The sequence below is a fragment of the Lentzea sp. NPDC036949 genome (assembly GCF_055608075.1).
The window spans coordinates 338,659-362,344 of sequence record NZ_JBVJRA010000010.1; the positions used below are offsets into that span (position 1 = coordinate 338,659).

At 71.6% G+C, this 23,686-nt stretch carries 23 protein-coding genes and 1 pseudogene; 14 read left to right on the forward strand and 10 right to left on the reverse strand.

All coding sequences use genetic code 11. From position 1 onward, the window contains the following. Window positions 1–237 precede the first annotated feature (237 nt). The 6 genes from ACZ7CD_RS27895 to ACZ7CD_RS27920 all read right to left on the reverse strand — a co-directional run bounded on the left by ACZ7CD_RS27895 (window position 238) and on the right by ACZ7CD_RS27920 (window position 4,787). Window positions 238–636, reverse strand: a complete 399-nt coding sequence (locus ACZ7CD_RS27895) for a VOC family protein (RefSeq protein ID WP_360396340.1) — start codon at window positions 634–636, stop codon at window positions 238–240. A 4-nt stretch (window positions 637–640) separates the two neighbouring features. Further along, entirely contained in the window at window positions 641–1,432 is a 792-nt protein-coding gene (locus ACZ7CD_RS27900; protein WP_470380043.1) for a helix-turn-helix domain-containing protein, read from the reverse strand. Window positions 1,433–1,505: 73 nt separating this feature from the next. Then, on the reverse strand, window positions 1,506–2,471 hold the full coding sequence (locus ACZ7CD_RS27905; protein ID WP_360396336.1) for an ABC transporter permease subunit: 966 nt from the start codon (window positions 2,469–2,471) through the stop codon (window positions 1,506–1,508). Then, complete coding sequence (locus ACZ7CD_RS27910) at window positions 2,468–3,367, reverse strand: ABC transporter ATP-binding protein (RefSeq protein WP_360396334.1); 900 nt, start codon at window positions 3,365–3,367, stop codon at window positions 2,468–2,470. The genes ACZ7CD_RS27905 and ACZ7CD_RS27910 overlap by 4 nt, the downstream gene beginning before the upstream one ends. Continuing rightward, a complete protein-coding gene (locus ACZ7CD_RS27915) occupies window positions 3,364–3,759 on the reverse strand; it encodes a GntR family transcriptional regulator (RefSeq protein ID WP_360396332.1) in 396 nt (131 codons plus the stop codon). The genes ACZ7CD_RS27910 and ACZ7CD_RS27915 overlap by 4 nt, the downstream gene beginning before the upstream one ends. Before the next feature lie 50 nt (window positions 3,760–3,809). Further along, window positions 3,810–4,787: an ROK family transcriptional regulator gene (locus ACZ7CD_RS27920; RefSeq protein WP_470380044.1), complete on the reverse strand. Its 978-nt coding sequence runs from the start codon at window positions 4,785–4,787 to the stop codon at window positions 3,810–3,812. A gap of 37 nt (window positions 4,788–4,824) precedes the next feature. On the opposite strand from ACZ7CD_RS27920, the gene ACZ7CD_RS27925 reads away from it, so the two are divergent. From ACZ7CD_RS27925 to ACZ7CD_RS27965, 9 genes and pseudogenes are all read left to right on the forward strand, one after another. Further along, window positions 4,825–5,832, forward strand: coding sequence for a Gfo/Idh/MocA family protein (locus ACZ7CD_RS27925; protein WP_360396328.1), 1,008 nt, complete (start codon window positions 4,825–4,827; stop codon window positions 5,830–5,832). Next, on the forward strand, window positions 5,829–6,296 hold the full coding sequence (locus tag ACZ7CD_RS27930) for a heme-degrading domain-containing protein (RefSeq protein ID WP_470380045.1): 468 nt from the start codon (window positions 5,829–5,831) through the stop codon (window positions 6,294–6,296). Before ACZ7CD_RS27925 ends, ACZ7CD_RS27930 begins: the two co-directional genes overlap by 4 nt. Before the next feature lie 402 nt (window positions 6,297–6,698). Beyond that, window positions 6,699–8,105 (forward strand): family 2B encapsulin nanocompartment shell protein, encoded by a 1,407-nt coding sequence (locus tag ACZ7CD_RS27935; RefSeq protein WP_470380046.1) that lies wholly within the window; start codon window positions 6,699–6,701, stop codon window positions 8,103–8,105. 3 nt (window positions 8,106–8,108) lie between these two features. Continuing rightward, window positions 8,109–9,158, forward strand: a pseudogene (locus tag ACZ7CD_RS27940) (terpene synthase family protein); the annotation flags it as partial. Window positions 9,159–9,180: 22 nt separating this feature from the next. Beyond that, the gene (locus ACZ7CD_RS27945) at window positions 9,181–10,191 is read left to right on the forward strand and encodes a terpene synthase family protein (RefSeq protein ID WP_360396320.1); all 1,011 of its coding nucleotides are present in this window, start codon (window positions 9,181–9,183) and stop codon (window positions 10,189–10,191) included. A gap of 37 nt (window positions 10,192–10,228) precedes the next feature. Then, the gene (locus ACZ7CD_RS27950; RefSeq protein WP_360396318.1) at window positions 10,229–11,629 is read left to right on the forward strand and encodes a family 2B encapsulin nanocompartment shell protein; all 1,401 of its coding nucleotides are present in this window, start codon (window positions 10,229–10,231) and stop codon (window positions 11,627–11,629) included. Between the two features lie 2 nt (window positions 11,630–11,631). Next, window positions 11,632–12,690, forward strand: a complete 1,059-nt coding sequence (locus ACZ7CD_RS27955) for a family 2 encapsulin nanocompartment cargo protein polyprenyl transferase (RefSeq protein WP_360396316.1) — start codon at window positions 11,632–11,634, stop codon at window positions 12,688–12,690. Window positions 12,691–12,717: 27 nt separating this feature from the next. Next, a complete protein-coding gene (locus ACZ7CD_RS27960) occupies window positions 12,718–13,659 on the forward strand; it encodes a 4-hydroxy-3-methylbut-2-enyl diphosphate reductase (protein WP_470380047.1) in 942 nt (313 codons plus the stop codon). Beyond that, window positions 13,649–15,355, forward strand: coding sequence for a 1-deoxy-D-xylulose-5-phosphate synthase (locus tag ACZ7CD_RS27965; protein ID WP_470380048.1), 1,707 nt, complete (start codon window positions 13,649–13,651; stop codon window positions 15,353–15,355). The genes ACZ7CD_RS27960 and ACZ7CD_RS27965 overlap by 11 nt, the downstream gene beginning before the upstream one ends. A 535-nt stretch (window positions 15,356–15,890) precedes the next feature. Here the strand turns inward: ACZ7CD_RS27965 and ACZ7CD_RS27970 are convergent. Then, window positions 15,891–17,018 (reverse strand): citrate synthase, encoded by a 1,128-nt coding sequence (locus tag ACZ7CD_RS27970; protein ID WP_470374792.1) that lies wholly within the window; start codon window positions 17,016–17,018, stop codon window positions 15,891–15,893. Window positions 17,019–17,059: 41 nt separating this feature from the next. On the opposite strand from ACZ7CD_RS27970, the gene ACZ7CD_RS27975 reads away from it, so the two are divergent. Then, complete coding sequence (locus ACZ7CD_RS27975) at window positions 17,060–18,169, forward strand: citrate/2-methylcitrate synthase (RefSeq protein ID WP_458431318.1); 1,110 nt, start codon at window positions 17,060–17,062, stop codon at window positions 18,167–18,169. Here the strand turns inward: ACZ7CD_RS27975 and ACZ7CD_RS27980 are convergent. Beyond that, window positions 18,162–18,311, reverse strand: coding sequence for a hypothetical protein (locus ACZ7CD_RS27980; RefSeq protein ID WP_360396306.1), 150 nt, complete (start codon window positions 18,309–18,311; stop codon window positions 18,162–18,164). The two genes, ACZ7CD_RS27975 and ACZ7CD_RS27980, sit on opposite strands and share 8 nt — an antisense overlap. Before the next feature lie 70 nt (window positions 18,312–18,381). Here ACZ7CD_RS27980 and ACZ7CD_RS27985 point away from each other — a divergent pair, with 70 nt between their 5' ends. Further along, the gene (locus ACZ7CD_RS27985) at window positions 18,382–19,326 is read left to right on the forward strand and encodes a GlxA family transcriptional regulator (protein ID WP_470380049.1); all 945 of its coding nucleotides are present in this window, start codon (window positions 18,382–18,384) and stop codon (window positions 19,324–19,326) included. Here the strand turns inward: ACZ7CD_RS27985 and ACZ7CD_RS27990 are convergent. Then, window positions 19,231–19,764: a MarR family winged helix-turn-helix transcriptional regulator gene (locus ACZ7CD_RS27990; protein WP_360396302.1), complete on the reverse strand. Its 534-nt coding sequence runs from the start codon at window positions 19,762–19,764 to the stop codon at window positions 19,231–19,233. The genes ACZ7CD_RS27985 and ACZ7CD_RS27990 overlap by 96 nt on opposite strands. A 95-nt stretch (window positions 19,765–19,859) precedes the next feature. Between ACZ7CD_RS27990 and ACZ7CD_RS27995 the strand changes: the two genes are divergently transcribed. Both ACZ7CD_RS27995 and ACZ7CD_RS28000 read left to right on the forward strand, forming a co-directional pair. Next, window positions 19,860–20,417, forward strand: coding sequence for a YceI family protein (locus ACZ7CD_RS27995; protein WP_360396300.1), 558 nt, complete (start codon window positions 19,860–19,862; stop codon window positions 20,415–20,417). A gap of 172 nt (window positions 20,418–20,589) precedes the next feature. Beyond that, window positions 20,590–21,240, forward strand: coding sequence for a response regulator (locus ACZ7CD_RS28000; RefSeq protein WP_458431317.1), 651 nt, complete (start codon window positions 20,590–20,592; stop codon window positions 21,238–21,240). A 6-nt stretch (window positions 21,241–21,246) separates the two neighbouring features. Here ACZ7CD_RS28000 and ACZ7CD_RS28005 read toward each other — a convergent pair whose 3' ends face one another. Then, on the reverse strand, window positions 21,247–22,821 hold the full coding sequence (locus ACZ7CD_RS28005; RefSeq protein WP_470380055.1) for a sensor histidine kinase: 1,575 nt from the start codon (window positions 22,819–22,821) through the stop codon (window positions 21,247–21,249). A gap of 156 nt (window positions 22,822–22,977) precedes the next feature. Here ACZ7CD_RS28005 and ACZ7CD_RS28010 point away from each other — a divergent pair, with 156 nt between their 5' ends. Next, window positions 22,978–23,631 (forward strand): hypothetical protein, encoded by a 654-nt coding sequence (locus ACZ7CD_RS28010; protein ID WP_470380050.1) that lies wholly within the window; start codon window positions 22,978–22,980, stop codon window positions 23,629–23,631. Window positions 23,632–23,686: the final 55 nt, after the last annotated feature.

Genomic DNA, 23,686 nt, shown 5'->3' on the forward strand with positions numbered 1-23,686 from the left:
CAGCGGCACCTGCCCGTGCGCGAGACGCCCGCGTCCTCATCGTCCCGTGCACTGCCCCGGACAGGTGCCGCAGCGAGGACAACGACCGAACGACCGCCCGGTTACGCCTTTGAGACGCAACTCCAGCGACCGTCCGGCCTAGTCACCCGATTCAGTCCCGCAGGCGGTAGGCCCGCAGCACGGTCTGGTCCACCGAGCTGCCCCCAGGACGCTCCGCGACCGGTGCGGCGGGTTGCGTCAGGCGCCGCGATAGGTGCCGAAGCTCCAGCGGTTGCCCTCGGAATCAGCCACGGTGAAGCCGCGCGACCCGTAGTCCTCGTCGCGCAGCCCGCGGATCTCCGTCGCGCCGTGCGCCAAGGCCTGGGCGTGGATCTCGTCCGGGCGGTCGGTCACCACGTACACGGACGCGCGGCCGGCGGCGGTCGCCCCTGGCTCGCCGGCGGACCGCTGCGCGGATCCGAGCATCACGCCGCCGCCCTCGGGCCAGACCAGCTCGCAGTGCACGACCTCGCCGTCGGCCGGCCCCGGCACGACGAGGTGTTCGCGGAAACCGAAGCCCTCGACCAGGAACCGGATCGCGGCGGGTGCGTCCCGGTAGGTCAGCGTGGGCCAGCAGGTGGGTGCGGGTGTCGTCATGGGACTACCTTGCGACGTGCGGGCCCTCGCTGCCTTGGACGAATGGAAGCTCGGCCGTGATCCACTCGGTGGGCGTGGCCCCGCACAGCGCCCGCCAGTCCCGGTTGAGGTGCGCCTGGTCGGCGTACCCGCAGGCGACGGCCACCTCGGTGAGCGTGGGCCTGCGTTCGCCGCGCAGCATCCGGTTCGCCCGCTCGAACCGCATCACCCGGCTCGCGACCTTCGGCGTGAGCCCGTACTCGGCGGCGAAGCGGGCGCTGAGGTGCTGGCGGCTCCACCCGACCTCCGCGGCGATGGCACCGACCCCGGCGCCGTCGGCGAGCCGCTGCCACGCCCACGCCACCTCCACCTGCTGCCGCACCGGCCGCAGCAGCCCGCCGAGCACCCGGTCCAGGTGCGCGAACCGGTCCAGCCACGTCGGCGCGGCCCGCAAGCGCTCGCGCAGCTCCCCGGCGGGCGCGTCGAGCGCGTCCAGCCCGACGGACACCCCGGCCAGCTCACCCGCCGGCACCCCGAGCAACGCCCGTGCGCCCAGCGGCGTGAGGTCGCACTGCACGCCGTGCTGGAACCCGTCGTGGGTGATGAGCACGGCCTCGTCGTGCAGCCCGCCGCACAACGCGGAGAAGCGGCCCTCCGGCAGGTCGACCGTGCCGTCCAGGGTGACGACGAGCGTGAGCGACCGCGAGGGCAGGCCGCGGTGGGTGCCAGGCGCGGTCCGCATCCGATAGCCGGAGTACCGCGTCACGAACGGCCGTAACCGCGGGTGCGGCAGCCCGACGACGTGCTCGACGTCCACGCCCCCAATGGTAAGCACCGCCGCGCTCCTCCCCTCCCTGCCTGCCCCGGCATCTGCAAGGGGGATGCGGGGTCTAGAGCAGGCGGCGCCGCACCCGCCACACCACCACGCCGAGCAGGACCGCCGCGACGGTCGCGAACAGGGCCGACTCGATGAGCTGGAACGTCCAGAACCGGTCGGCCGGGTGGTAGACCTCGAACCGCTGGACGCCCCGCTCGTGCAGGAACTGGTTGAGGTTGGTGCCGGCCCGGTCGGCGCTGTCCTCCAGTGCGAGGTACTCGGTGGAGCTCAGCCTGCGCCCGGTGGCGTCCGCGTAGCCGCGCTCGACCGTCCAGTCGGCGAAGCCGGGTGCGGCCCGGTCCTGGGAACCGCCGACGGGGACCGGTTTCGTGGCGGTGAGCGGTGTGGCGTACGCGGGACGGGCCAGCAGCGCCACCGACATCCGGGCGGCGAGGAACGCACCGAACGCGACGCCGAACGCGGGCAGGCTGCGCCGCAGGACCGCACCGGCGGCGGTGGCCACGCCGAACGCGAACAGCGCGTACGCCACCGGGACGAGCCCCTGCAGGTCGAAGGCGTCGTACTGGAACCGCCCCTCCCACGCGTCGAACGGCCGGCGGAACCACGTGAGCACCGCGGTGAACAGGCCGGTGAGCGCGACGGTGACGCCGGCCAGTGCGAGGAGCTTGGCCGCGAGCCAGCGCATCCGCGGCACGGCCTGCGTCCAGGCGAGCTGCCAGGTGCCGTCCTCCAGCTCGCGCGCGAGCAGCGGCGCCCCGAGGAACGCGCCGATGACGACGGGGACCAGGTAGAAGGCGGCCAGGAGGTTCTCGACGAACCCGTACTCGTCGTCGAGCCGGCGGAACGCGGCCGTGCAGGCATCGCTGACACCGGCCTGCCCCTCGCACCGGGCGGGACCGCCGGGGAACAGGTCGTGGGCCTGCGTCCCGAGCACGAGCAGGGCGATGCCGAACGCGCCGACGAGCAGGCCCAGGACGCAGACCTCGGTCCGGTGCTGGCGCCAGAGCAACCACGTCATGACGCCCCCACCGCCGTGACCTCGGCACCCGGCTCCGACGGCCGGCTCAGGTACGCGAGCACCAGGTCCTCCAGCGCGACCGGCCGGGCCTGCCACCCCGGCGCGACCGGGAGCCCGCCGTCGCGGACCAGCAGGGTCGTGTGCCGGTCGCTGTGGACGGCCTCCACGACGGTGCCGGCCCGGTCGAGGTCGGTGGCCGTGCGCGGGCCGACGAGCAGCCGGTGCTCGGCGAGCAGGGTGTCGATGTCGCCGGTGAGCGTGACCCGGCCCTGGTTGAGCACGACCAGGTGGTCGCAGACGCGTTCCAGCTCGTGCACGACGTGGGACGAGAACAGGACGGTCACGCCTCCTTCGGCCACCGCGCCCATGAGGACTTGGAGGAACTCGCGCCGGGCCAGCGGGTCGAGGCTCGCCACCGGCTCGTCGAGCACGAGCAGGTCCGGCCGCTTCGCCAGTGCCAGTGCCAGCGCGACCTGGGCCTGCTGCCCGCCGGAGAGCGTGCCGGTCCTGCGGTCGAGCGGGATGCCCAGCGCCGCCAGCCGGCGTTCGGCCAGCCCTTGGTCGAACCGCAGGTTGCAGGTCCGGCCGAAGCGGAGCATCTCGGCGACGGTGAACCGCTTGTACAGCGGGTGGTCCTGGGCCAGGAACCCGATCCTGGACAGGGTGTGCGGGGTGCTGGCGGTGACGTCGTGGCCGAGGACCTCCACCGTGCCGGTGCTCGGCGCCAGCAACCCGACGACCAGCCGCAGCAACGTGGTCTTGCCCGCGCCGTTCGGCCCGACCAGGGCGATCACGCCGCCCGCGGGCAGGGACAGGGTGCAGTCGCGCAGCGCCCAGCCCTTCCGGTACCTCTTGCCGACACCGTCGGTGCGCAGCGCAAACCCGGCCGCCGTCACGCCACGTCCTCGTTCCTGACCTGCTGGTGCACCGAGGTGAGCAGCGCGGTGACCGCCTGCTCGTCGAGGCCCGCCGCGTAGGCACGGCGCAGCCAGGTCGCCAGGCCGCGGCGCAGCGACGTGTACGTCGAGGCGGGCATCACGGGCGACTGCTGCTCGTTGACGAACGTGCCCTGGCCGGGCCGGCCGGTGACCAGGCCCTCCTGCTCCATCTGCCGGTACGCCTTGGCGACGGTGTTCGGGTTGATGGCCAGGTCCTCGACCACCTCGCGGATGAGCGGGAGGCGGTCACCGGGGTGGAGGAAGCCCAGCAGCACCGCCTGGCGCACCTGCTGGACGAGCTGCAGGTACGGCGGCACGCCGGAGTGGGTGTCGAGCCGGAAGACGAACACGGGAGCCCCTTACTGCTTTCCTAGTACCATAGTAAAGCAGTGAGGGTCCGTCAGAACAGCTCGTCCAGCACGAGCAGCGCGGCGCCGACGGGCACGAGGTCCGGGCCGTGCGCCGACACGCTCACGTCCACACCGGCCAGTGCCCGCAGGTACAGCTCCGGCGACTCCAGGACCCGCCGTCCACTGAGGACGATCTGGTCGAGGTCCAGCAGCTGCACCAGGTTCACCACCGCGGCCGCGAGCACCCGCGCCGCCTCCGTCCCGGACACCGCCGCGTTGTGCACCGCCTCCACGCACCCGCGCCGCCCGCACACGCACAGCGGGCCGTCGAGCTGGATCGTGGTGTGCCCGAACTCGCCCGCCCCCGACCGCGCGCCGCGGTGCACCTCGCCGCCGAGCAGCAGACCCATGCCCAGGCCGGTGCCGGCGAACACCAGTGCCGCGTCGCGCAACGGCCGGGCCCACGCCTCGGCGAGCACGGCCGCGTTCGTGTCCTTGTCGACCGCCACGGGCAGTCCCAGCCGTTCCTCGGCCAGCACCCGCAACGGCACCGCCGACCAGCCGGGCAGCCCGTTCGGGGACACCACCCCGTCGCGGAAGTCGAGCGGGCCCGCGATGGCGATGCCCAGGCCCAGCACGTTCCCGCCCGGCTCGACCAGCGGCGCGAGCGCGTCCAGCACGTCCGCGGGCGCGAACATCGGCGCGAGGGGCACGACCGACGACGACACCTGCGCGCCGGTGAGGTCGAGGCGCACGACCCGCAGCTCGTCGCGGTCGACGTACGCGCCGTAGGCACAGGCACCGTCGGCGCGCAGCCGCAGCGACGTCCGGGGCTTGCCGCGACCGCCGCCGCGCACGGTGCCGGTCTCCTCCAGCAGGCCGGCCGCCAGGAGCCGTGCCACGATCTTCGACACCGCCTGCGGGGTCAGTCCGGCGCGGTCGGCGATGTCAGCCCTGCTCAGAGCCCCTGAGCGCACGAGCCCGAGCACTGTCCGGTCGTTGTGCGAGCGCACTGCGGCGAGGTCCACCTGGCAATTATGCAACAGCGTTGCTTTAATCGGGACCATGACACGGGCAGGACTGCTGGGGTACGGCATCGCGGGACGCGTCTTCCACGCCCCGCTCATCACCTCGACCGAGGGCATGGAGCTCGCCGCGGTCGTGACGGCGAACCCGGAGCGGCAGGCGCAGGCGCGCGCCGACCACCCCGGGGCGCGCATCGTCACCGCGGACGAGCTGTTCGCCATGGACCTCGACCTGGTGGTGGTCGCGACGCCGAACCGGACGCACGTGGAGTACGCGCGGCGGGCGGTCGAGAAGGGCGTCGCGGTCGTCGTCGACAAGCCGTTCGCACCCACGAGCAGCGAGGCGCGGGAGCTGGTCGACGCGGCCCGCGCGAAGGGCGTGCCGCTGACGGTCTTCCAGAACCGCCGCTGGGACAGCGACTTCCTGACCGTCCGGGAGGTCGTCGGGCGGCTGGGTGAGGTCCGCCGGTTCGAGTCCCGCTTCGAGCGCTGGGTGCCCGAGGTCTGGGACAACTGGCGCGAGCGGGGTGCGCCGGAGGAGGCCGGCGGGCTGCTCTACGACCTCGGCGCCCACCTCGTCGACCAGGCCCTGGAGCTGTTCGGGCCGGTCCGGCACGTCTACGCCGAGCTCGACCTGCGCCGCCCCGGCGTGCGGGTCGACGACGACGTGTTCGTGGCGCTGACGCACGAGAACGGCGTCCGCTCGCACCTGTGGGCCAACGCGCACGCCGCCCACCACGGGCCGAGGTTCCGCGTCCTGGGCAGCGAGGGCGCGTTCGTCGTCGACGGCCTGGACGGGCAGGAGGACGCGCTCGCCGCCGGTGGCCGCCCGACGGACCCGGGCTGGGGCGCGGAGCCCCGCACCGGCCGGCTCGGCGTGCTCGGCGACGCCACCGAGGTGCCCCTCGAACACGGCGCCTACCAGCACTTCTACCGCGAGCTGCAGGCCGGGCGGATCCCGGTCGACCCGGCAGGGGCCGTGCACGCGCTGCAGGTCATCGAGGCCGCTTTCACGTCCGCACACGACAACCGGGTGGTGACCCTGTGACCAGCGAAGAGCTCTTGGCGCAAGAAGAACGGCTGCAGTTCGGCTCCTTCGACAACGACACCGCGATCGAGCTGGGCCTGCACCTGCTCAGGGCGGCTCGCGAGCAGGGCCTGCCCATTGCGATCTCGGTGTGCCGTGGCGGGCACCGCCTGTTCCACGCCTCCCTGCCCGGCACCGCGCCGAACAACGACCGGTGGCTGGAGCGCAAGGCCCGCGTGGTCGAGCTGTTCGGCCACAGCTCGTTCCAGGTGGGCACGTCGTTCCGGGAGAAGGGCACGACGTTCGAGGCGGCGTCACGGCTCGACCCCGACCGGTACGCGGCGCACGGCGGCGTGTTCCCCGTGATCGTCCGCGGCACGGGGCCGGTGGGCACGGTCGGCGTGTCCGGCCTGCCGCAGGCCGAGGACCACGCGTTCGTCGTCAGCCAGCTGGAAGCTTTCCTGAACGCCACGGGAGCGCAATAGCACGAATGACGTCCGGCCCAAAACCGGGTTTTCGCCGCAGTGTGCGACGAGTTCCCGGGAGTGGCATTGACGCACACCGCTTCGGGTGGATTTCGATTGCATTCGAAGCGGTTTCGTATAGCAGGGTCCTGCCGTCCACCAATACCACAATGGAGTGGTCTTACAGGACCAAACGAGTGACAGCTTCGGAACTCCGAAGAATCAAGCCTCTTCACTCTTCTGCCGATACCACGGTCGCCGGTACGGCAGAAGTTGTACCCTGCGTAGCACCCATAGGCGTAAACCACCCACCCGAATGTCGCCTTCTTGGCCGCTTCCCACTTCTCATCCGCGAGAACTAACGTCCAGTCCGGCCTTTGTCGGATTGGTCCATCAGCGCATTGAGATAGGTGGGTGCAGGTTGTGACTGTGACGGATTCTGACCTCAATGAGGGCCGTCAGCAGCTGAGTTTGGGTACGGCCGCCGCTCGTAATCTGGCCACGACCACCAAGTCCGTACCCCAGATGCAGGGAATCACCTCCCGCTGGCTGCTCAAGGTGCTGCCCTGGGTGCAGGCGGCGGGTGGCGCCTACCGCGTCAACCGGCGCCTCACCTACACGCTGGGCGACGGCCGCGTCTCGTTCACCAACACCGGCTCCGAGATCCGGGTCATCCCGATGGAGCTCACGGAGCTCGCGCTGCTGCGCGGGTTCGACGACGACGCCGTGCTGGCCGCGCTGGCCGGTCGGTTCCAGCAGCGCGAGTACCGCGTCGGCGACGTCATCGTCGAGCAGGGCCGCCCGAAGGACCAGGTCGTGCTGATCGCGCACGGCAAGGTCGACAAGGTCGGCACCGGCGAGTACGGCGGCCAGACCGTCCTGGGCAACCTCGCCGACGGCGAGTACTTCGGCGAGACCGTGCTCGCCGGGCCGCAGGGCGAGTGGGAGTACACCGCGAAGGCGGTCACCCCGGTCACCGTCCTGACCCTGTCGTGGGAGGACTTCCAGGCCCTCAACGGTGAGGCCGGCGGCCTGCGCGCGCACATCCAGCAGGTCTACAACAGCCGCAACAAGCCGCAGAACAAGCACGGCGAGGCCGAGATCGACATGGCGGCCGGCCACGACGGCGAGCCGGTGCTGCCCGGCACGTTCGTCGACTACGAGCTCTCGCCGCGCGAGTACGAGCTGAGCGTCGCGCAGACCGTGCTGCAGGTCCACACCCGTGTCGCGGACCTCTACAACCACCCGATGGACCAGGTCGAGCAGCAGCTGCGGCTCACGATCGAGGCCCTGCGCGAACGCCAGGAACACGAGATCGTCAACAACCGGTCGTTCGGCCTGCTGCACAACGCCGACCTCAAGCAGCGCATCCACACCCGCACCGGCCCGCCGACCCCGGACGACTTCGACGACCTGCTCTCGGTGGTGTGGAAGGACCCCTCGTACTTCCTGGCCCACCCGCGCACCATCGCCGCGTTCGGCCGCGAGTGCAACAAGCGCGGCGTCTACCCGCAGCACATCGACTTCAACGGCCAGCAGGTGCCTGCCTGGCGCGGCATCCCGGTGCTGCCGTGCAATAAGATCCCCATCTCGGACACCCGCACGTCGTCGGTGATGCTCATGCGCGTCGGCGAGCAGAACCAGGGCGTCATCGGCCTGCACCAGACCGGCATCCCCGACGAGTACCAGCCGGGCCTGTCGGTGCGGTTCATGGGCATCAACGACCAGGCGATCATCAACTACCTGGTCAGCGCCTACTACTCCGCCGCCATCATGGTGCCGGACGCGATCGGCGTGCTGGAGCACGTCGAGCTCGGTCGCGAGGGGTAGGTCTTGGCCTCCTTCACCATGCCGGAGTTCTACGTGCCGCACCCGGCGCGGATGAACCCGCACCTCGAACGGGCCCGCGTCCACTCCACGCAGTGGGCGCGGGACATGGGGATGCTCGACACCGGGGTGTGGACCGAGGAGGTCCTCGCGGGCGACGACTACGGGTTCATGTGCGCGTGGACCCACCCCGACGCCCCCGCGGACGTCCTCGACCTCATCACCGACTGGTACGTCTGGGTCTTCTACTTCGACGACGAGTTCTTCGCGGAGTTCAAGCAGACCAAGGACGTGGCGGGGGCGAAGGCCTACCTGGACCGGCTGCCGGCGTTCATGCCGCTCAACGGCACCGATCCGTGGCCGGAGCCGCAGAACCCGACCGAGCGCGGTCTCGTCGACCTGTGGCAGCGGACGATTCCGCTGATGTCGCAGGACTGGCGGCGCCGGTTCACCACGAGCACCCACAACCTGCTGCTCGAGTGCATGTGGGAGATCAAGAACATCGAGAGCGGCACGGTCGCCAACCCGATCGAGTACATCGAGATGCGCCGCAAGGTCGGCGGCGCGCCCTGGTCGGCGAACCTGGTGGAGGTCTCCGAAGCTGCCGAGGTGCCCGCGTCCATCGCGGGCACCCGCCCGCTGCGGGTCCTCTCCGACACGTTCTCCGACGCGATCCACCTGCGCAACGACATCTTCTCCTACGAGCGGGAAGTGTTGCGCGAGGGCGAGAACTCCAACGGTGTGCTGGTGTTCGAGAAGTTCTTCGGCCACGACACGCAGACGGCGGTCGAGGCGGTGAACAAGCTGCTCACCTCCCGCCTGCACCAGTTCGAGAACACCGTGTTCACCGAGCTGCCGGTGCTGTTCGCCGAGCACGGGACCGACCCGTCCGAGCAGGCCCGCGTGCTGAAGTACGTGAAGGGGCTGCAGGACTGGCAGTCCGGGGGCCACGAGTGGCACCTGCACGCCGGTCGCTACACCAAGTCCGACTCCGGTGCGGGCAACAGCGCGTTCTTCCGCACGATCCTGCGCGGGCCGACCGGCCTGGGCACGTCCGGCGCGTGGCTCGGGGTGGCCCGTGGTTGAGCTTCCCGAGTTCGAGATGCCTTACGCGGCACGGCTTTCGCCGCACGTGGACCGCGTCCGGCAGCACAGCAGGGCGTGGGCACGGGACATGGGCATGTTCACCGGTTCGCCGTGGACGGAGGCGTTCTACGACGCCGCGGACTACGGCGGCTTCACGCCGCTGGCGTTCCCGGCGCTGCCGGCCGAGGAGCTGCGGTACGTCAACGACTGGGGCGTCTGGGGCTTCTACGTCGACGACGCGTTCCTCGACGGCTTCCTGCGGCCGCGCAACCTCGCGGGCGGCCGGGCGTTCGCCGCCCGGCTGAAGGCGGTGCTCGCGGACCCGTCGGTGCCGGCGGTGAACCCGGCCGAGAGGGGGCTCGCGGACCTGCTGTCCCGCGGCACCCCCGACGAGGCCGACCGCGCGATGCTGCTCGACTACCTCGACGCACTGCTGTGGGAGCTGCACAACACCGTGCAGGGCCGTGTTCCCGACCCGGTCGACCTGGTGGAGATGCGCCGCAGGTCGATCATGGGTGAGCTGTCGGCCCGGCTCGTGCGCAAGGCCGCCCGCGCCGACCTGCCGGAGGAGCTGCTGCGCAACTCCACGATGAGGGCGCTGGTCGACTCGTTCGGCGACGTCCCGTCGCTGCGGATGGACCTCTTCAACCACGACCGCGTGCACGCCACCGGCGGCAGCACGACCAGCGCGGTGCTGGCGGTGCGGCAGTTCTTCGACTGCGAGCTGCAGCAGGCCGTGGACCTCGTGGGCGACCTGATCTCGGCGCGGCTGCGGCAGATCGGCACGATCATGGCCGAGCTGCCTGCCCTGGCCACCGAGTACGACCTCGACGCCGAGGCGACGGCCGGGCTGTCCCGGTACGCCGAGGCCATGCGGTCGTGGCTGGCCGGTGAGCTGCTGTGGACGCAGCGCTCCGGCCGCTACCGCCCCACCACCACCCCCACCCGACGGTCGTTCCACGCGCCGTCCGGACTCGGCACCGCCGCGGTGCTGGTCCGCTGATCCCTCCTCCCGCTGAACAAGATTGGCAGGACTCGCAGTGACTGTTACCGATCCGGGTCTCGGGGTCGACGACAAGCAGCTGAGCCTCTCCAGGGCAGCCGCCCGCAACCTCTCGTCGACCACCAAGTCCGCGCCGCAGATGCAGGGCATCTCCCCGCGGTGGCTGCTGCGACTGCTGCCGTGGGTCGAGGCCAAGGGTGGTGCCTTCCGGGTCAACCGGCGGCTCACGTTCGCGATCGGCGACGGCCGGGTCACGTTCACCAGCGTCGGTTCCGAGGTGCGCCCGGTGCCGCAGGAGCTGGCCGAGTTCCCACTGCTGCGCGGGTTCGAGGACGAGGACTCGCTGGTGGCCCTCGCGAGCCGGTTCGAGCAGCGCGAGTACCAGCCGGGCGAGGTGATCGCCGAGCGCGGCACCCCGGTGGACACCATCGTCGTCATCGCGCACGGCAAGGTCGCCAAGACCGGTCGCGGCAAGTTCGGCGACGACGTGGCGCTGGGCACCGTGGCCGACGGTGAGCACTTCGGTGACAACGAGGTGCTGTCCGGTGCCGAGGTGGCGTGGAGCTTCACCGCCCGCGCGCTCACCCACACGACCGTGGTCGAGCTGCCGCGCTCGGTGTTCAACCAGCTCAACCAGCAGGTCGAGCCGTTGCGCACGCACATCGAGCAGCAGCTCGCGCACCCGACGAACCCGCAGAACAAGCACGGCGAGGCCGAGATCGACATCGCCTCCGGCCACGACGGCGAACCGGTGCTGCCCGGCACGTTCGTCGACTACGAGCTGCGGCCGCGCGAGTACGAGCTGTCGGTGGCGCAGACGGTCCTGCGCGTGCACACCCGCGTCGCCGACCTCTACAGCCAGCCGATGGACCAGGTCGAGCACCAGCTGCGGCTCACCATCGAGGCCCTGCGCGAGCGGCAGGAGCACGAGCTGATCAACAACCGGGAGTTCGGCCTGCTGCACAACGCCGACCTCAAGCAGCGGCTCAGCACCAGGTCGGGACCGGTCACGCCGGACGACATGGACGAGCTGATCTCCCGGCGCCGCAACACGAAGCTGATCCTGGCCCACCCCAGGGCGATCGCGGCGTTCGGCCGGCAGCTGTCCGAGCGCGGCCTCTACACGCCGACGGCCGTGGTGGAGGGCAAGCCGATGCAGACGTGGCGGGGCGTGCCCATCGCGCCGTGCGACAAGATCCCGGTCAGCAAGAACGGCACGACGTCGATCATCGCGATGCGCCTGGGCGAGGAGAAGCAGGGCGTCGTCGGCCTGCGCCAGACCGGCATCCCCGACGAGTACGAGCCCGGCCTGAACGTGCGGTTCATGGGCGTCGACGAGCACGCGATGCTCAAGTACCTGGTGTCGACCTACTACTCGGCCGCCGTTCTCGTGCCGGACGCGCTGGGCGTGCTGGAGAACGTGGAGATCGGTCTCTAGCGATGACAGCGGAGATGTCCTCCCCCAGCACCGAACGGCTCGCCGCGGGACGCCCCGCGGGCGAGGTGCTCGCGTGGAGCCGGAGCCTGGTGACCCCGGCTCTGCGCAGGGCCGTCAGTCAGCTGCCCGAGTCGATGCGCGTGATCGCCGAGTACCACTTCGGGTGGCGCGACGAGCACGGCAACCCGGTGCTGGAGAACAGCGGCAAGGCGATCCGGCCGGCGATGGTGCTGCTGGCGGCCGAGGCCGTCGGCGGCAAGGCGGCGGCCGCCATCCCGGCGGCGGTGGCGGTGGAGCTGATCCACAACTTCTCGCTGCTGCACGACGACGTGATGGACGGTGACGAGACCCGCCGCCACCGCGCCACGGCGTGGACCGTGTTCGGCGTCAACGCGGCGATCCTGGCCGGTGACGCGCTGCAGGCGCTCGCGGTGGACGTCCTCGCGGCGTCCGGGCACCCGCGGGCGCTGGAGGCGATCCGGCTGCTGGGCGACGCGGTCGTCGCGTTGCTCGACGGGCAGGCGCACGACCTCGACTTCGAGAACCGCACGGACGTGGTGGTGCCCGAGGTGGTCACGATGGCGCTGGGCAAGACCGGCGCGTTGCTGGGTGCCTCGACCGCGCTGGGCGCGCTGTACGGCGGCGGGACCGACGGGCAGGTCGAGTCGCTGCGCGGCTACGGCACCCAGCTCGGGCTCGCGTTCCAGCACGTGGACGACCTGCTCGGCATCTGGGGCGACCCGGCGGTGACGGGCAAGGCCGCGCACACCGACCTGCACAGCCGCAAGAAGTCGCTGCCGGTGGTGCGGGCGCTCACGGCCGGCACGCCCGCGTCGGAGCAGCTGGCGGCGCTGTACTTCCGGGCGGGCGAGCTGTCTGCGGCCGAGCTGGCGCTGGCGGCCTCGCTGGTCGACTCCGCCGGCGGGCGGGCGTGGAGCCAGGAGCAGGCCGACGAGCTGCACACGCGGGCGTTGCTGCACCTGGGCGAGTCCTCGCCGGCCGCGCGGGCGGCCGTGGAGCTCGGCACGCTCGCCCAGCTGGTCACCCACCGAGACCACTGACCGCCCCTCTTCCCCGGAAGGCGCCCGATGACGGAACACCCGCCGCGTTCGGTGCTGCTCGCCTCACCCCGGTCGTTCTGCGCCGGGGTGGAGCGGGCCGTCGAGATCGTGGAACGACTGCTCGACCAGCGCGGTGGCCCGATCTACGTGCGCAAGCAGATCGTGCACAACGTCCACGTGGTGCGCGGTCTGGAGGCCCGTGGCGCCGTGTTCGTGGAGGAGCTGTCGGAGGTTCCGCCCGGTGCCACGGCCGTCTTCTCCGCGCACGGCGTCTCCCCCACTGTGCGGGCCGAGGCCGCGGAGCGGTCGCTGGAGGTGCTGGACGCGACCTGCCCGCTGGTGACCAAGGTGCACGCGGAGGCGCGGCGGTTCGCCGCCCGCGGTGACACGATCGTCCTCATCGGACACGCCGGGCACGAGGAGGTCGAGGGCACGCTGGGCGAGGCGCCCGACCGGATGGTGCTCGTGGAGACCGCCGCCGACGTCGAGGCGCTGGAGATCACCGGCCCGGTGTCGTACCTGACGCAGACGACGCTGGCGGTCGACGAGACGTCCGAGGTGGTCGCGGCGCTGCGGCGGCGGTTCCCGCACGTGCGCGGTCCCGGTTCGGACGACATCTGCTACGCCACCACGAACCGGCAGATCGCGATCCGGGAGGTGGCCGCGCAGTCCGACCTCGTGCTCGTGGTGGGGTCGCGCAACTCGTCGAACTCGGTGCGGATGGTGGAGCTGGCCGCCCGCACCGGCACCCCCGCGCACCTGGTCGACGACGCCTCGGAGATCGACCCGGCGTGGCTGGAGGGCGTGACGACGGTGGGCCTGTCGGCGGGTGCGTCGGCGCCACCGGAGCTGGTCGACGAGGTGGTGGCGGCGCTGGAGGCGCTGGGCACGGTGTCGGTGTCCACGCACACGACGGCGACCGAGACGATCTCGTTCACACTGCCGCTGGCGGTGCGCCGTGCTGGCTGACATCACCTCGCCCGCGGACGTGCGGGCGCTGTCCTCGTCCGAGCTGGCGCGGCTGGCCGCGGAGATCCGGTCGTTCCTCATCGCCAAGGTGCACCGCACCGGCGGGCACCTCGGCCCGAACCTGGGCGCGGTGGAGCTGACGATCGCGGTGCACCGGGTGTTCTCGTCCCCGGTCGACGTCGTGCTGTTCGACACCGGGCACCAGTCGTACGTGCACAAGCTGCTGACCGGTCGCCGCGCCGACTTCGACTCGCTGCGGCAGGCCGGTGGCCTGTCCGGCTACCCGTCCGCGGCCGAGTCGGCGCACGACGTCGTCGAGAACTCGCACGCCTCCACCGCACTGTCCTATGCGGACGGTCTGGCGAAGGCGTTCGAGCTCGGCGGCGTCGACCGGCGGGTGGTGGCGGTCGTCGGTGACGGCGCGCTGACCGGCGGCATGTGCTGGGAGGCGCTGAACAACATCGGCGGGTCGTCGCGGCCGGTCGTGGTGCTGCTGAACGACAACGGCCGTTCCTACGACCCGACGGCCGGCGGGCTCGCGGCGTCGTTGCTCGACGGCACGGCGCGCTGCCTGTTCGAGGCGCTGGGCCTGGCCTACCTCGGCGAGGTCGACGGGCACGACGTGCACGCCGTCGAGAACGCCCTGTGGGAGGCCAAGTCGCTGGGCCGTCCCGTGGTCGTGCACTGCAGGACGGTGAAGGGCAAGGGGTACGACGCGGCCGAGGCCGACGAGGCGGACCGCATGCACGCGGTCGGCGCGGCCGGTACCACCTCGGCACGCACGTGGACCGACGTGTTCTCCGACGAGATCGTGGCGATCGGCGCCGACCGGCCCGACGTGGTGTGCGTGACCGCGGCGATGCTCGAACCCGTCGGCCTGCGGCCGTTCTCTGCGCGCTTCCCGTCCCGGGTGTTCGACGTCGGCATCGCCGAGCAGCACGCCGTGACGTCGGCGGCGGGCATGGCGATGGGCGGCCTGCACCCGGTGGTGGCCGTCTACGCGACGTTCCTGTCACGCGCCTTCGACCAGCTGCTGATGGACGTGGCGCTGCACCGGTTGCCGGTGACGTTCGTGCTCGACCGCGCAGGTGTCACGGGCCCGGACGGTGCCTCGCACCACGGCATGTGGGACGCCTCCGTGCTGCCCGTCGTGCCGGGCCTGCGCCTGGCCGCACCACGGGACCCGGCGTCGCTGGCCGCGTTGCTGCGCGAGGCGGTCGACGTCTCCGACGGCCCGACGGTCGTGCGCTACCCGAAGGCGTCCGCCGGCCCCGACGTGCCCGCGGTGCGGCGGGTGGGCCACTTCGACGTGCTGCACGAGACCCCGGACGCCGACGTCCTGCTGGTCGCGGTCGGCCCACTCGCCGGCCCGTGCCTCGCAGCCGCGGAGGAGTTGGCTGGACACGACGTCCGTGTCACGGTCGTCGACCCGCGCTGGACCGCGCCGCTGGACCCGCACCTCGTGAAGTACAGCAGCGGTTTCCGCCTGGTGCTGGCCGTGGAGGACACCACCTCGACAGGCGCGCTGGGCGCCCGCCTTGGCCAGGCGCTGGCAGGCGGCCCGACGTGCGTGGCGACGTTCGCCCTGCCCCCGCGCTTCCTGCCGCACGACTCCCGCGCTCGCATCCTGCGCGCCCACGGCCTGGACGCCGCGGGCATCACGACGAGCGTGCTGAAGCGCCTCGGCGTGCGCTGACCACCCGCGCCGCGAACGCAAGGCCGACCGCACCCGCCCCCACGCGGCGCGGCGCGGCGTGGTGCAGGCAGGGCGGCGTGGGCGGGCTGGGCAGCGCAGGCAGGCGGGGCGGCACGAACGGAGTGGCATCGTCAGCGCGGCGTAAGAGAGCGCGGGCGACGCGGCGCGGGCGACGCGTCGCCCGCGTGACGCAGTCGCAGCGGGGCGAGCAGGCGGGCGGAGCGGCGCAAGCACGGCGATGCGGCCAGCGCAGCACGAGCTGACAACGGCCGCGTCGGGCCGGGGCGACACGAGCAACGGTGCAGGCGAGGCGCGCCACCGGCTCGCCGCCGACATGCAAGCGCACTGCCTAGCGTCCGTGCCCAACCGCACCGTCCAGCGCCCGGTGCCGTGCCCAACTGCGCGCCCCGACGCCCGTGCCGCGCACCCACGCCCGGCAGCTGCCTGGCGTCAGCCCCGACGGCTGCTCCGAAACTGTCCCGGCAGTTAGCTCGCCAGCTGGCCCGGCGGCTACCGCGACGGTTGCGCCGGGCGGCTACGGGCGGTCGCCCGTGTACACGCCCAGCGTCCGGAACCGCAGCCCCGGCTCGGCGTACTCCTCGATCGCGTGCGCGATCCAGCCGACGATCCGGGCGATCGCGAAGATCGCCTCGCCGGCGTCGGGGGACATCTGGAACGTGACCCCGAGTTGGGCGAGGGCCAGGTCGACGTTGGGGAACGTGAGTGGCTGGGTGGCGATGACGCGGTCCGCCACCAGGTCGGCGTCGCCGTGGGTGCGCAGGAGGGCGAGCAGGTGGTCGGCGCGGGGGTCGTGGCGTTCGTAGACGGCGTGGCCGAAGCCGGGGATCGGCTCGCCTGCGCGCAGGCGTTCGGCCACCGCGGCCATCGGGTCGGGGGCGGCTTGCAGGAGGAAGCGGTGGGTGAGGGTGCTGGCGGTGCCGTGCTTCTGGCCCTCCATGGCGCCGAGGCCCGCGGACACCACGGCGTACGGGTGGGCGCGGGCGGAGGCGGCGACCCTGGCGGCCATCGTGGAGACGGCCAGGTCGTGGTCGGCGAGCAGGACCAGGGCCGCGTTGAGGACGGCGGGCTGGGGCGGTTCGGGTGACAGGCGGGCCCAGAGGCGCTCGGCGATGTCGGTGCCCTGCGGGCGCTGGATGAGCGGGAGGGACTCGACGACGTCGGCGATCAGGGCCTTGGCGGTCGAGACGGCGCGGTCGAGGTCGAAGCGCAGCGGGTCACCGGCGCCGGCGAGGGCCACTGCCACGCGGACGCGGTCGGTGAGGGTCGCGCTGTCGGGGAGGGCCATCCAGATCTCCTGGCCCTCGGGGAACTCGACACCGGTGGTCTCCACGGCGGTCCACAGCCACTGCGCCACGTCCTCGAACCGGCGCGTCCCGCTCAGCTCGACGGCGGAACGGCCGCGGTAGAACAGCCGGTCGTGCTCCAGCAGGGAGATGCGGGTGCGGATGCGATCGGTCACAGCGGCCACTGCTCCGCGCGCACCAGTGCGCTGCGCCAGGGCCTCGACCTCGGCGACGTCGAACATGCTCGCGCGGTTCAGCTTCGTGCTGGTCAGCAGGCCGCGGCTGACGTAGGCGTACACCGTCGCCGGTTTCACGCCGAGGCGGCGGGCTGTCTGCGTTGTCGTCAGCATTGATTCCATCAACGTTGACTGTACCTGGAGGTTGACGGAGCCTCTTGTCCATGTTGATTGATGCACCCAAAGGGTTGAAGGACGTCGTCGTCACCACCACCCTGATCGGGGATGTGAACGGGGCTGCGGGCTACTACCACTACCGCGAGCACGACGCGATCGAGCTGGCCAGGACCCGGTCGTTCGAGGACGTGTGGTTCCTGTTCGCCGAGGGCCGGCTGCCGGACGCGGCGGAGAGCGAGCTGTTCGCACGGCGGACGGCGGAGCTGCGCGAGCTGCCCGACGGCATCGCTGCCGTGCTGCCCGCCATTGCGCAGGCCGGGGTCACGCCGCTGGCCGGGCTGCGGACGGCGTTGTCGTTGCTGCCGTCGCAGCCGATGTGGGACGCGCCGATGGCGGCACGCCGGGCCGACGCGCTGCGCGTGTGTGCTGTGACGCCGACGATCCTGGCCGCACTGCACCGGCTCAAGCTCGGGCTTGAGCCCGTCCGCCCCAGGGTTGAGCTGTCAACGTCAGCGAACTGGTTGTACATGTTGACTGGACAGGAGCCGTCAACGTGGACGAGTCGTGCAGTCGAGCAGTACTTGATCGCGACGATCGACCACGGCTTCAACGCGTCAACGTTCACGGCACGCGTCGTCGCGAGCTCGGGAGCTGACGTCGTGTCGGCGGTGACGGCGGCGATCGGCACGTTCTCCGGGCCGCTGCACGGCGGCGCGCCGGACCGGGCGCTGGAGAGCCTCGACCTCATCGGCTCGCCGGACGACGTCGACGCCTGGGTGCGCGAGCAGATCGAGCAGGGCAACCGGATCATGGGCTTCGGCCACGCCGTCTACCGGACGGAGGACCCGCGGGCACGCCTGCTCAGGGAGATCGCGCTGGAGCGGCCGACGCCGCTGACGGAGTTCGCGACGACGGTCGAGCGCCGGGTGACCGAGCTGCTGGCCGAGCTCAAGCCGGGCCGGCAGCTGTACGCGAACGTCGAGTTCTACGCGGGTGTCGTGATGGAGCAGTGCGGGATCCCGCGCGACATGTTCACGCCCACGTTCGCGTGCAGCCGGGTGATCGGGTGGTGTGCCAACGCCCTGGAACAGTCCGAGGACACGAAGATCATCCGCCCGATCGCCCGCTACACGGGACCGCAGCCGCTCATCAAGTGAGGTACCGGATGTCGTTGCGCACGCGGATGCGGTCGCGGTCGACGACGTCGGAGGAGCCCGCCAGGCCGGCACTGCGGTCGCGGTGCCGGTCGAGCCAGACGGCGAGGACTGCCACTACCAGGAGGATCGCTGCAAGAGTCATGTAGAAAGTTTGCGGCCGACAAAATCCCGCCAACAGTGGCAGATCTGACGATGCGCGCTAAAATCCTGCCATGCTCCGATCGGTGGCGGTTCCGCTCATCAACGGCGTCGCGCCGTTCGAGTTCGGCGTGCTCTGCGAGGTGTTCGGCGTCGACCGGACCGAGGAGGGCGTGCCGCTGATCGACTTCCGGGTCTGCGGCGAGCTCCCGAACGAGCCGGTGCACACGGACGTCCCCGGTGTCTCCATCACCCCGGAGCACGGCTTCGAAGCCCTGCTCGACGCCGACCTGGTCGCGCTGCCCGCGGCCAAGATCCGCGAGGCCTACCCGGAGAAGCTGCTCAAGACGTTGCGCGAGACCGACGCGACGCTGCTGAGCGTCTGCAGCGGGGCGTTCATCCTCGGCGAGGCGGGCCTGCTCGACGACCGCCGGTGCACCACCCACTGGCGTGAGACGAAGGCGTTCCAGGAGCGCTTCCCCAGGGCCCAGGTCGACCCGGACGTGCTGTTCGTCGACGACGGCAACATCATCACCAGCGCGGGCACGGCCGCCGGCATCGACGCCTGCCTGCACCTGGTGCGCCGCGAGCTCGGCACCAGGGTCGCCACGACCATCGCGCGCAGGATGGTCGTGCCGCCGCAGCGCGACGGCGGTCAGCGGCAGTTCGTGGAGCTGCCCATCCCCGACTGCTCGGCCGACAGCCTCGAACCGGTGCTGGAGCAGGTGCTCGACACGATCGCGGACAATCACACGGTGGCGTCGATGGCGAAGCTCGCCGTCATGTCCGAGCGGACGTTCGCCAGGAGGTTCGTCGCGGAGACCGGCACCACGCCGAACAAGTGGCTGTCACTCCAACGGGTGCTGCACGCGCGCCGGCTGCTCGAGGAGACCGACCTCGACGTCGACGCGGTGGCGACCCGGTCAGGCTTCGGCGCCGCCGCACTCCTGCGCCACCACTTCCACCGGGTCGTCGGCGTCGCACCGAGCGACTACCGCCGCACATTCGCCTGTCGTTAACCGCGTGAAGATCTTCTCCGAGATCGACCGCAGCGCCGCGACCTCCTCGTCACCGAGCAGGTCGAACACCAGGTGGTGGACCGTCTCGGCGTGCCGGGGCGCCGCCGCCTCGATGGCCGCGCGGCCCTGCTGGGTCAGCACCACGTAGGAGCCGCGCCCGTCGCTGGCGCACCCCTCGCGGGCGACGAGCCCGCGCTTCACCATCCGTCCGAGGTGGTGCGAGATGCGGCTCTTCTCCCAGTTCAGCGACCGGGCGAGCTCCAGCACGCGCACGCGTTCGTCCGGCGTGTCGGTCAGTTGGACGAGCACGGCGAAGTCGGCCATGGAAATGTCGGAGTCGGCGGACATCTGCCTGCTCAGGTGGGCGTTCAGCTCCCCTTGCATGCGGACGTAGGCACGCCACGCCAGCTGTTGTTCAGGTTCAAGCCATCGGGTCACACGCTCAGCATACGGGAATAGTTGACACATCATCCATGGTTGGTGCAAGGTAGATGACAGTTCAACCAACCCGACCGACCGAAGGACATACCGCCATGACCACGCCCACCAACCTCTCCGAACTGACCGGCGACTACGTCATCGACGCGTCGCACTCCCGCATCGGCTTCGTCGCCCGCCACGCGATGGTCACCAAGGTTCGTGGTGCGTTCAACGAGTTCGACGGCAAGATCAAGATCGACGGTGACAAGCCGGAGAACACCACCGCCGAGGTGACCGTGAAGGTCGCGACGATCGACACCCGCAACGCGCAGCGCGACGGCCACCTCACCACCAACGACTTCCTCGACGTCGAGACCTACCCGGAGATCAAGTTCGTCTCGACCTCCGCGAAGCAGGTCGACGACGGCAACTTCGAGATCACCGGTGACCTGACCATCAAGGACGTCACCAAGTCGATCACCATCCCGTTCGCGTTCGAGGGCGTGGCCGTGGACCCGTTCGGCAACACCCGCGTGGGCTTCGAGGGCTCGCACACCATCAACCGCAAGGACTACGGCGTCACCTGGAACGCGGCGCTGGAGACCGGCGGCGTGCTGGTGAGCGAGAAGGTCGTCCTCGAGTTCGAGATCTCGGCGATCAAGCAGGGCTGACCGCAGCCGGTCACGTCGTGACAGGTCCGGGCGCTTTCCAGCGACCCGGACCTTCGCGTTCCAGCGGGCGAGCCTCCCGCGTTCCAGCAGCCCCGGACGACGCCCGATCGGCCCAGTGCGGCGAGTGCCTCCAAACCCCTCGGAGCAGTGTCCTTGGACTACCGTGAACCCCATGGCGACGCGTGTTTTCCTCGTCGACGACCACGAGATCGTCCGCCGCGGCATCGCGGACCTGCTCGGTGAGGAGCCCGACCTGGAGGTGGTCGGTGACGCCGCGACGGTCGCGGAGGCGCTGGCCGCGGTGCCGGAGGCCCAGGCCGACGTGGCGGTGCTCGACATCCGGCTCCCCGACGGCAACGGCATCGAGCTGTGCCGGGAGCTGCGCAGCCGCGTCCCCGGTCTGCAGTGCCTGATGCTGACGAGCTTCGCCGACGACGAGGCCCTGTTCGACGCGATCATGGCGGGCGCCTCCGGGTTCGTGCTCAAGCAGATCCTGGGCGCCGACCTGGTGAACGCGGTCCGCACGGTCGCCGCCGGCCAGTCGCTGCTCGACGCGCGCACGACCAGCGCCCTGCTCAACCGGATCCGCCGCGAACGCGAGGAGGGCGACCCGCTGCGCGTGCTCAGCGAGCAGGAGCGCACGGTGCTCGACCTCATCGGCGAGGGGCTGACGAACCGGCAGATCGCCGAGCGGATGTTCCTCGCGGAGAAGACCGTCAAGAACTACGTCTCACATCTGCTGGCGAAGCTCGGCATGCAGCGCCGCACGCAGGCGGCGGTGTTCGCGTCGCAGTTCCGCAGGGACGGCGAGAAGCCCCGCTAGAACGGGCTAGGACGACCGGTCCAGCGGGACCCGCCACACCACGCGCGCTCCCCCGCCGTCGGCCGCGCGCACCGCGAACGTGCCGCCGAACTGCGCCGCCCGGTGCGCGAGGTTGCGCAGCCCGCTGCGCGCCACGTCGGGTGCGATGCCGATCCCGTTGTCCTGCACGGTGATCACCACGTCGTCGCCCGCGTCGACCAGCACCGTGAGCTCGGTGGCCTCCGCGTGCCGCACGGCGTTCGTGACGGCCTCGCGCACCACGGCCTCGACGTGTTCGGCGAGCTCGGGCGGCACGGAGTTGTCGACGGTGCCGGACATCCGCACGGCCGGGGACAGGTGCGTGGACTCGGTCAGGCCGGCGACGAGGTCGAGCAGGCGGCGGCGCAGCGAGGTGTTGTCGGTCGAGTGCAGGTCGAAGATCGAGGTGCGGATCTCGCGCACGGTCTCGTCGAGCTGCTCCACGGCGGTGCGCAGGCGGGCGGCGACCTCCGGTTCGGTGATGCGGCGCAGGGTGGCCTGCAGGGTCAGCCCGGTGACGAACAACCGCTGGATCACGTGGTCGTGCAGGTCGCGGGCGATGCGGTCGCGGTCCTCCAGCACGTACAGCAACCGTTGGGAGCGTTGCTGTTCCGCGAACTCCAGCGCCACCGCCGCCTGGTCGGCGAACGAGGCCAGCATCGGGACCTGGTCGGGCAGGAAGCGGGACTCGGTGCCGCGGCGCAGCACGACCAGGGCGCCGGTGACGGCGGAACCCGACCGCAGCGGCACCGCGAGCACGGAGCCGAAGGCGGCGGTGAGGTCGTCGGACAGCAGGGGTGTTCCGGTGCGGACCACCTCGTCGAGGGCGTAGTCGGCGGGGTCGAAGTCGCCGAGCCGCGCGCCCGCGTTCGCGGCCACCGCGAGCGGGGCGTGCCGGCCGTCGCCGAGCACCACCAGCGCCGCGTCGGCGGAGGCCAGCTCCACGGTCCGCTGGGTGATCAGGCGCAGCGCGTACTCACCGGACGCGCCGCCCAGCAGCTCGGAGTTGACCTCGCCGATGGCCTCCAGCCACCGTTCCCGCATCCGGGACTTCTCGAACAGCCGGGCGTTGTCGATCGCGATGCCCGCCGCCGCGGCCAGTGCCTGCAGGACCACCTCGTCGTCGGCGGTGAACTCGGCGGCGTCGATCTTCTCGGTCATGTAGAGGTTGCCGAAGACCTCGTCGCGCACCCGCACCGGCACGCCGAGGAAGCTGTGCATCGGCGGGTGGTTCGGCGGGAAGCCGACCGACATGTCGTGCCGGGCCAGGTCGTGCAGCCGCAACGGGGTCGGGTCCTTGATCAGCAGCCCCAGCAGGCCCTTGCCCTCGGGCAGGTGGCCCATCTTCGCGCTCGTCTCCGCGTCCACGCCCACGTGGACGAACTCGGACAGGTCGTCGCGCGTCCCCAGCACGCCCAGCGCGCCGTAGCGGGCGCCGACGAGGTCGACGGCGGCCTGCACGATCCGCTGCAACGTCGAGTCGAGCTCCAGCCCGGACGCCACGGCGAGGACGGCGCCGAGCAGCTCCTGCATGTGGTCACGGGTGGTGACGATCTCGTCCATGCGATCCCGCACCTCGTCGAGCAGTTCGTCGAGGTCACGGCGGCCGGGAGGGGTGGGCACGCCGCTAGCGTCGCACACATCCCGCGATCACACGGCCCTGGCAAGTGAGGACCTTCGGCCGTGGTCCGCGCACCGCGCTGCCCGGACAGTGAGGGCATGACCACCGCCGTGCCCGAATCGCTCGGACTGGCGGGTGAGGACGTGCGCGGGGTGCTCGCGCTCGCCACGCACGCCGCGCCGCAGGTCCGGTTCGAGGTGCGGCCCGAGCGGATCGAGCTGCACACCATGAGCCCGCACAGCCGGGAGGCCAGGATCGCGTGCGGTGTGGCGCTGCTGAACGTCCGGCTGGCGTTGCAGGGCCACGGGATCCGCCCGCTGGTGACGCTGCTGCCGGGGGCCGGTGCGCACGACGCCGCCGCGGCCGTGCGGCTGGGCGGGCACCAGGACCCGGACCCGGACGTGCTCGCGCTGCTGCACGCCCTGCGCGCGCACCGTCGCACGTGGACGACGTTCCCCGGGGTGGGCCCCTGGCGCGGGCTGCTGTCGCGGGCCGCGGAGGTGGAACGCGCGTGGCTGCACGTGACACCCGGTGGGCAGGACCTGGTGCTGTGCACGTTCGCGCAGGGCGCCGCGGCGGAGATCCGTGCGGGGCAGGCGATGCAGCGGGTCGTCCTGACGGCGGCGACGGTCGGTGCGGCGGTGCTGCCCGCGCAGCCGCCGGTGAGCCTGTCCGCGTTGCGCGCGGACCTGCGCCCGTGCCTGGGCAGCACGCTGGTGCCGCAGGTGGTCCTGCGACTGGGCACGGGGTGACCGTGCCCGTCCCGTGCCGCGCGGGGGTCGAGCCCGCGGCACGGGACGGGCACGA

Excerpts from the sequence above, each read along its gene's own strand:
- ACZ7CD_RS27895 (WP_360396340.1), bottom strand. The coding sequence starts at position 636 with ATGACGACACCCGCACCCACCTGCTGGCCCACGCTGACCTACCGGGAC.
- ACZ7CD_RS27905 (WP_360396336.1), bottom strand. The coding sequence starts at position 2,471 with ATGACGTGGTTGCTCTGGCGCCAGCACCGGACCGAGGTCTGCGTCCTG.
- ACZ7CD_RS27925 (WP_360396328.1), top strand. The coding sequence starts at position 4,825 with ATGACACGGGCAGGACTGCTGGGGTACGGCATCGCGGGACGCGTCTTC.
- ACZ7CD_RS27955 (WP_360396316.1), top strand. The coding sequence starts at position 11,632 with ATGACAGCGGAGATGTCCTCCCCCAGCACCGAACGGCTCGCCGCGGGA.
- ACZ7CD_RS27960 (WP_470380047.1), top strand. The coding sequence starts at position 12,718 with ATGACGGAACACCCGCCGCGTTCGGTGCTGCTCGCCTCACCCCGGTCG.
- ACZ7CD_RS27970 (WP_470374792.1), bottom strand. The coding sequence starts at position 17,018 with ATGGAATCAATGCTGACGACAACGCAGACAGCCCGCCGCCTCGGCGTG.
- ACZ7CD_RS27975 (WP_458431318.1), top strand. The coding sequence starts at position 17,060 with ATGTTGATTGATGCACCCAAAGGGTTGAAGGACGTCGTCGTCACCACC.
- ACZ7CD_RS27980 (WP_360396306.1), bottom strand. The coding sequence starts at position 18,311 with ATGACTCTTGCAGCGATCCTCCTGGTAGTGGCAGTCCTCGCCGTCTGG.
- ACZ7CD_RS27985 (WP_470380049.1), top strand. The coding sequence starts at position 18,382 with ATGCTCCGATCGGTGGCGGTTCCGCTCATCAACGGCGTCGCGCCGTTC.
- ACZ7CD_RS27995 (WP_360396300.1), top strand. The coding sequence starts at position 19,860 with ATGACCACGCCCACCAACCTCTCCGAACTGACCGGCGACTACGTCATC.
- ACZ7CD_RS28000 (WP_458431317.1), top strand. The coding sequence starts at position 20,590 with ATGGCGACGCGTGTTTTCCTCGTCGACGACCACGAGATCGTCCGCCGC.
- ACZ7CD_RS28005 (WP_470380055.1), bottom strand. The coding sequence starts at position 22,821 with ATGGACGAGATCGTCACCACCCGTGACCACATGCAGGAGCTGCTCGGC.
- ACZ7CD_RS28010 (WP_470380050.1), top strand. The coding sequence starts at position 22,978 with ATGACCACCGCCGTGCCCGAATCGCTCGGACTGGCGGGTGAGGACGTG.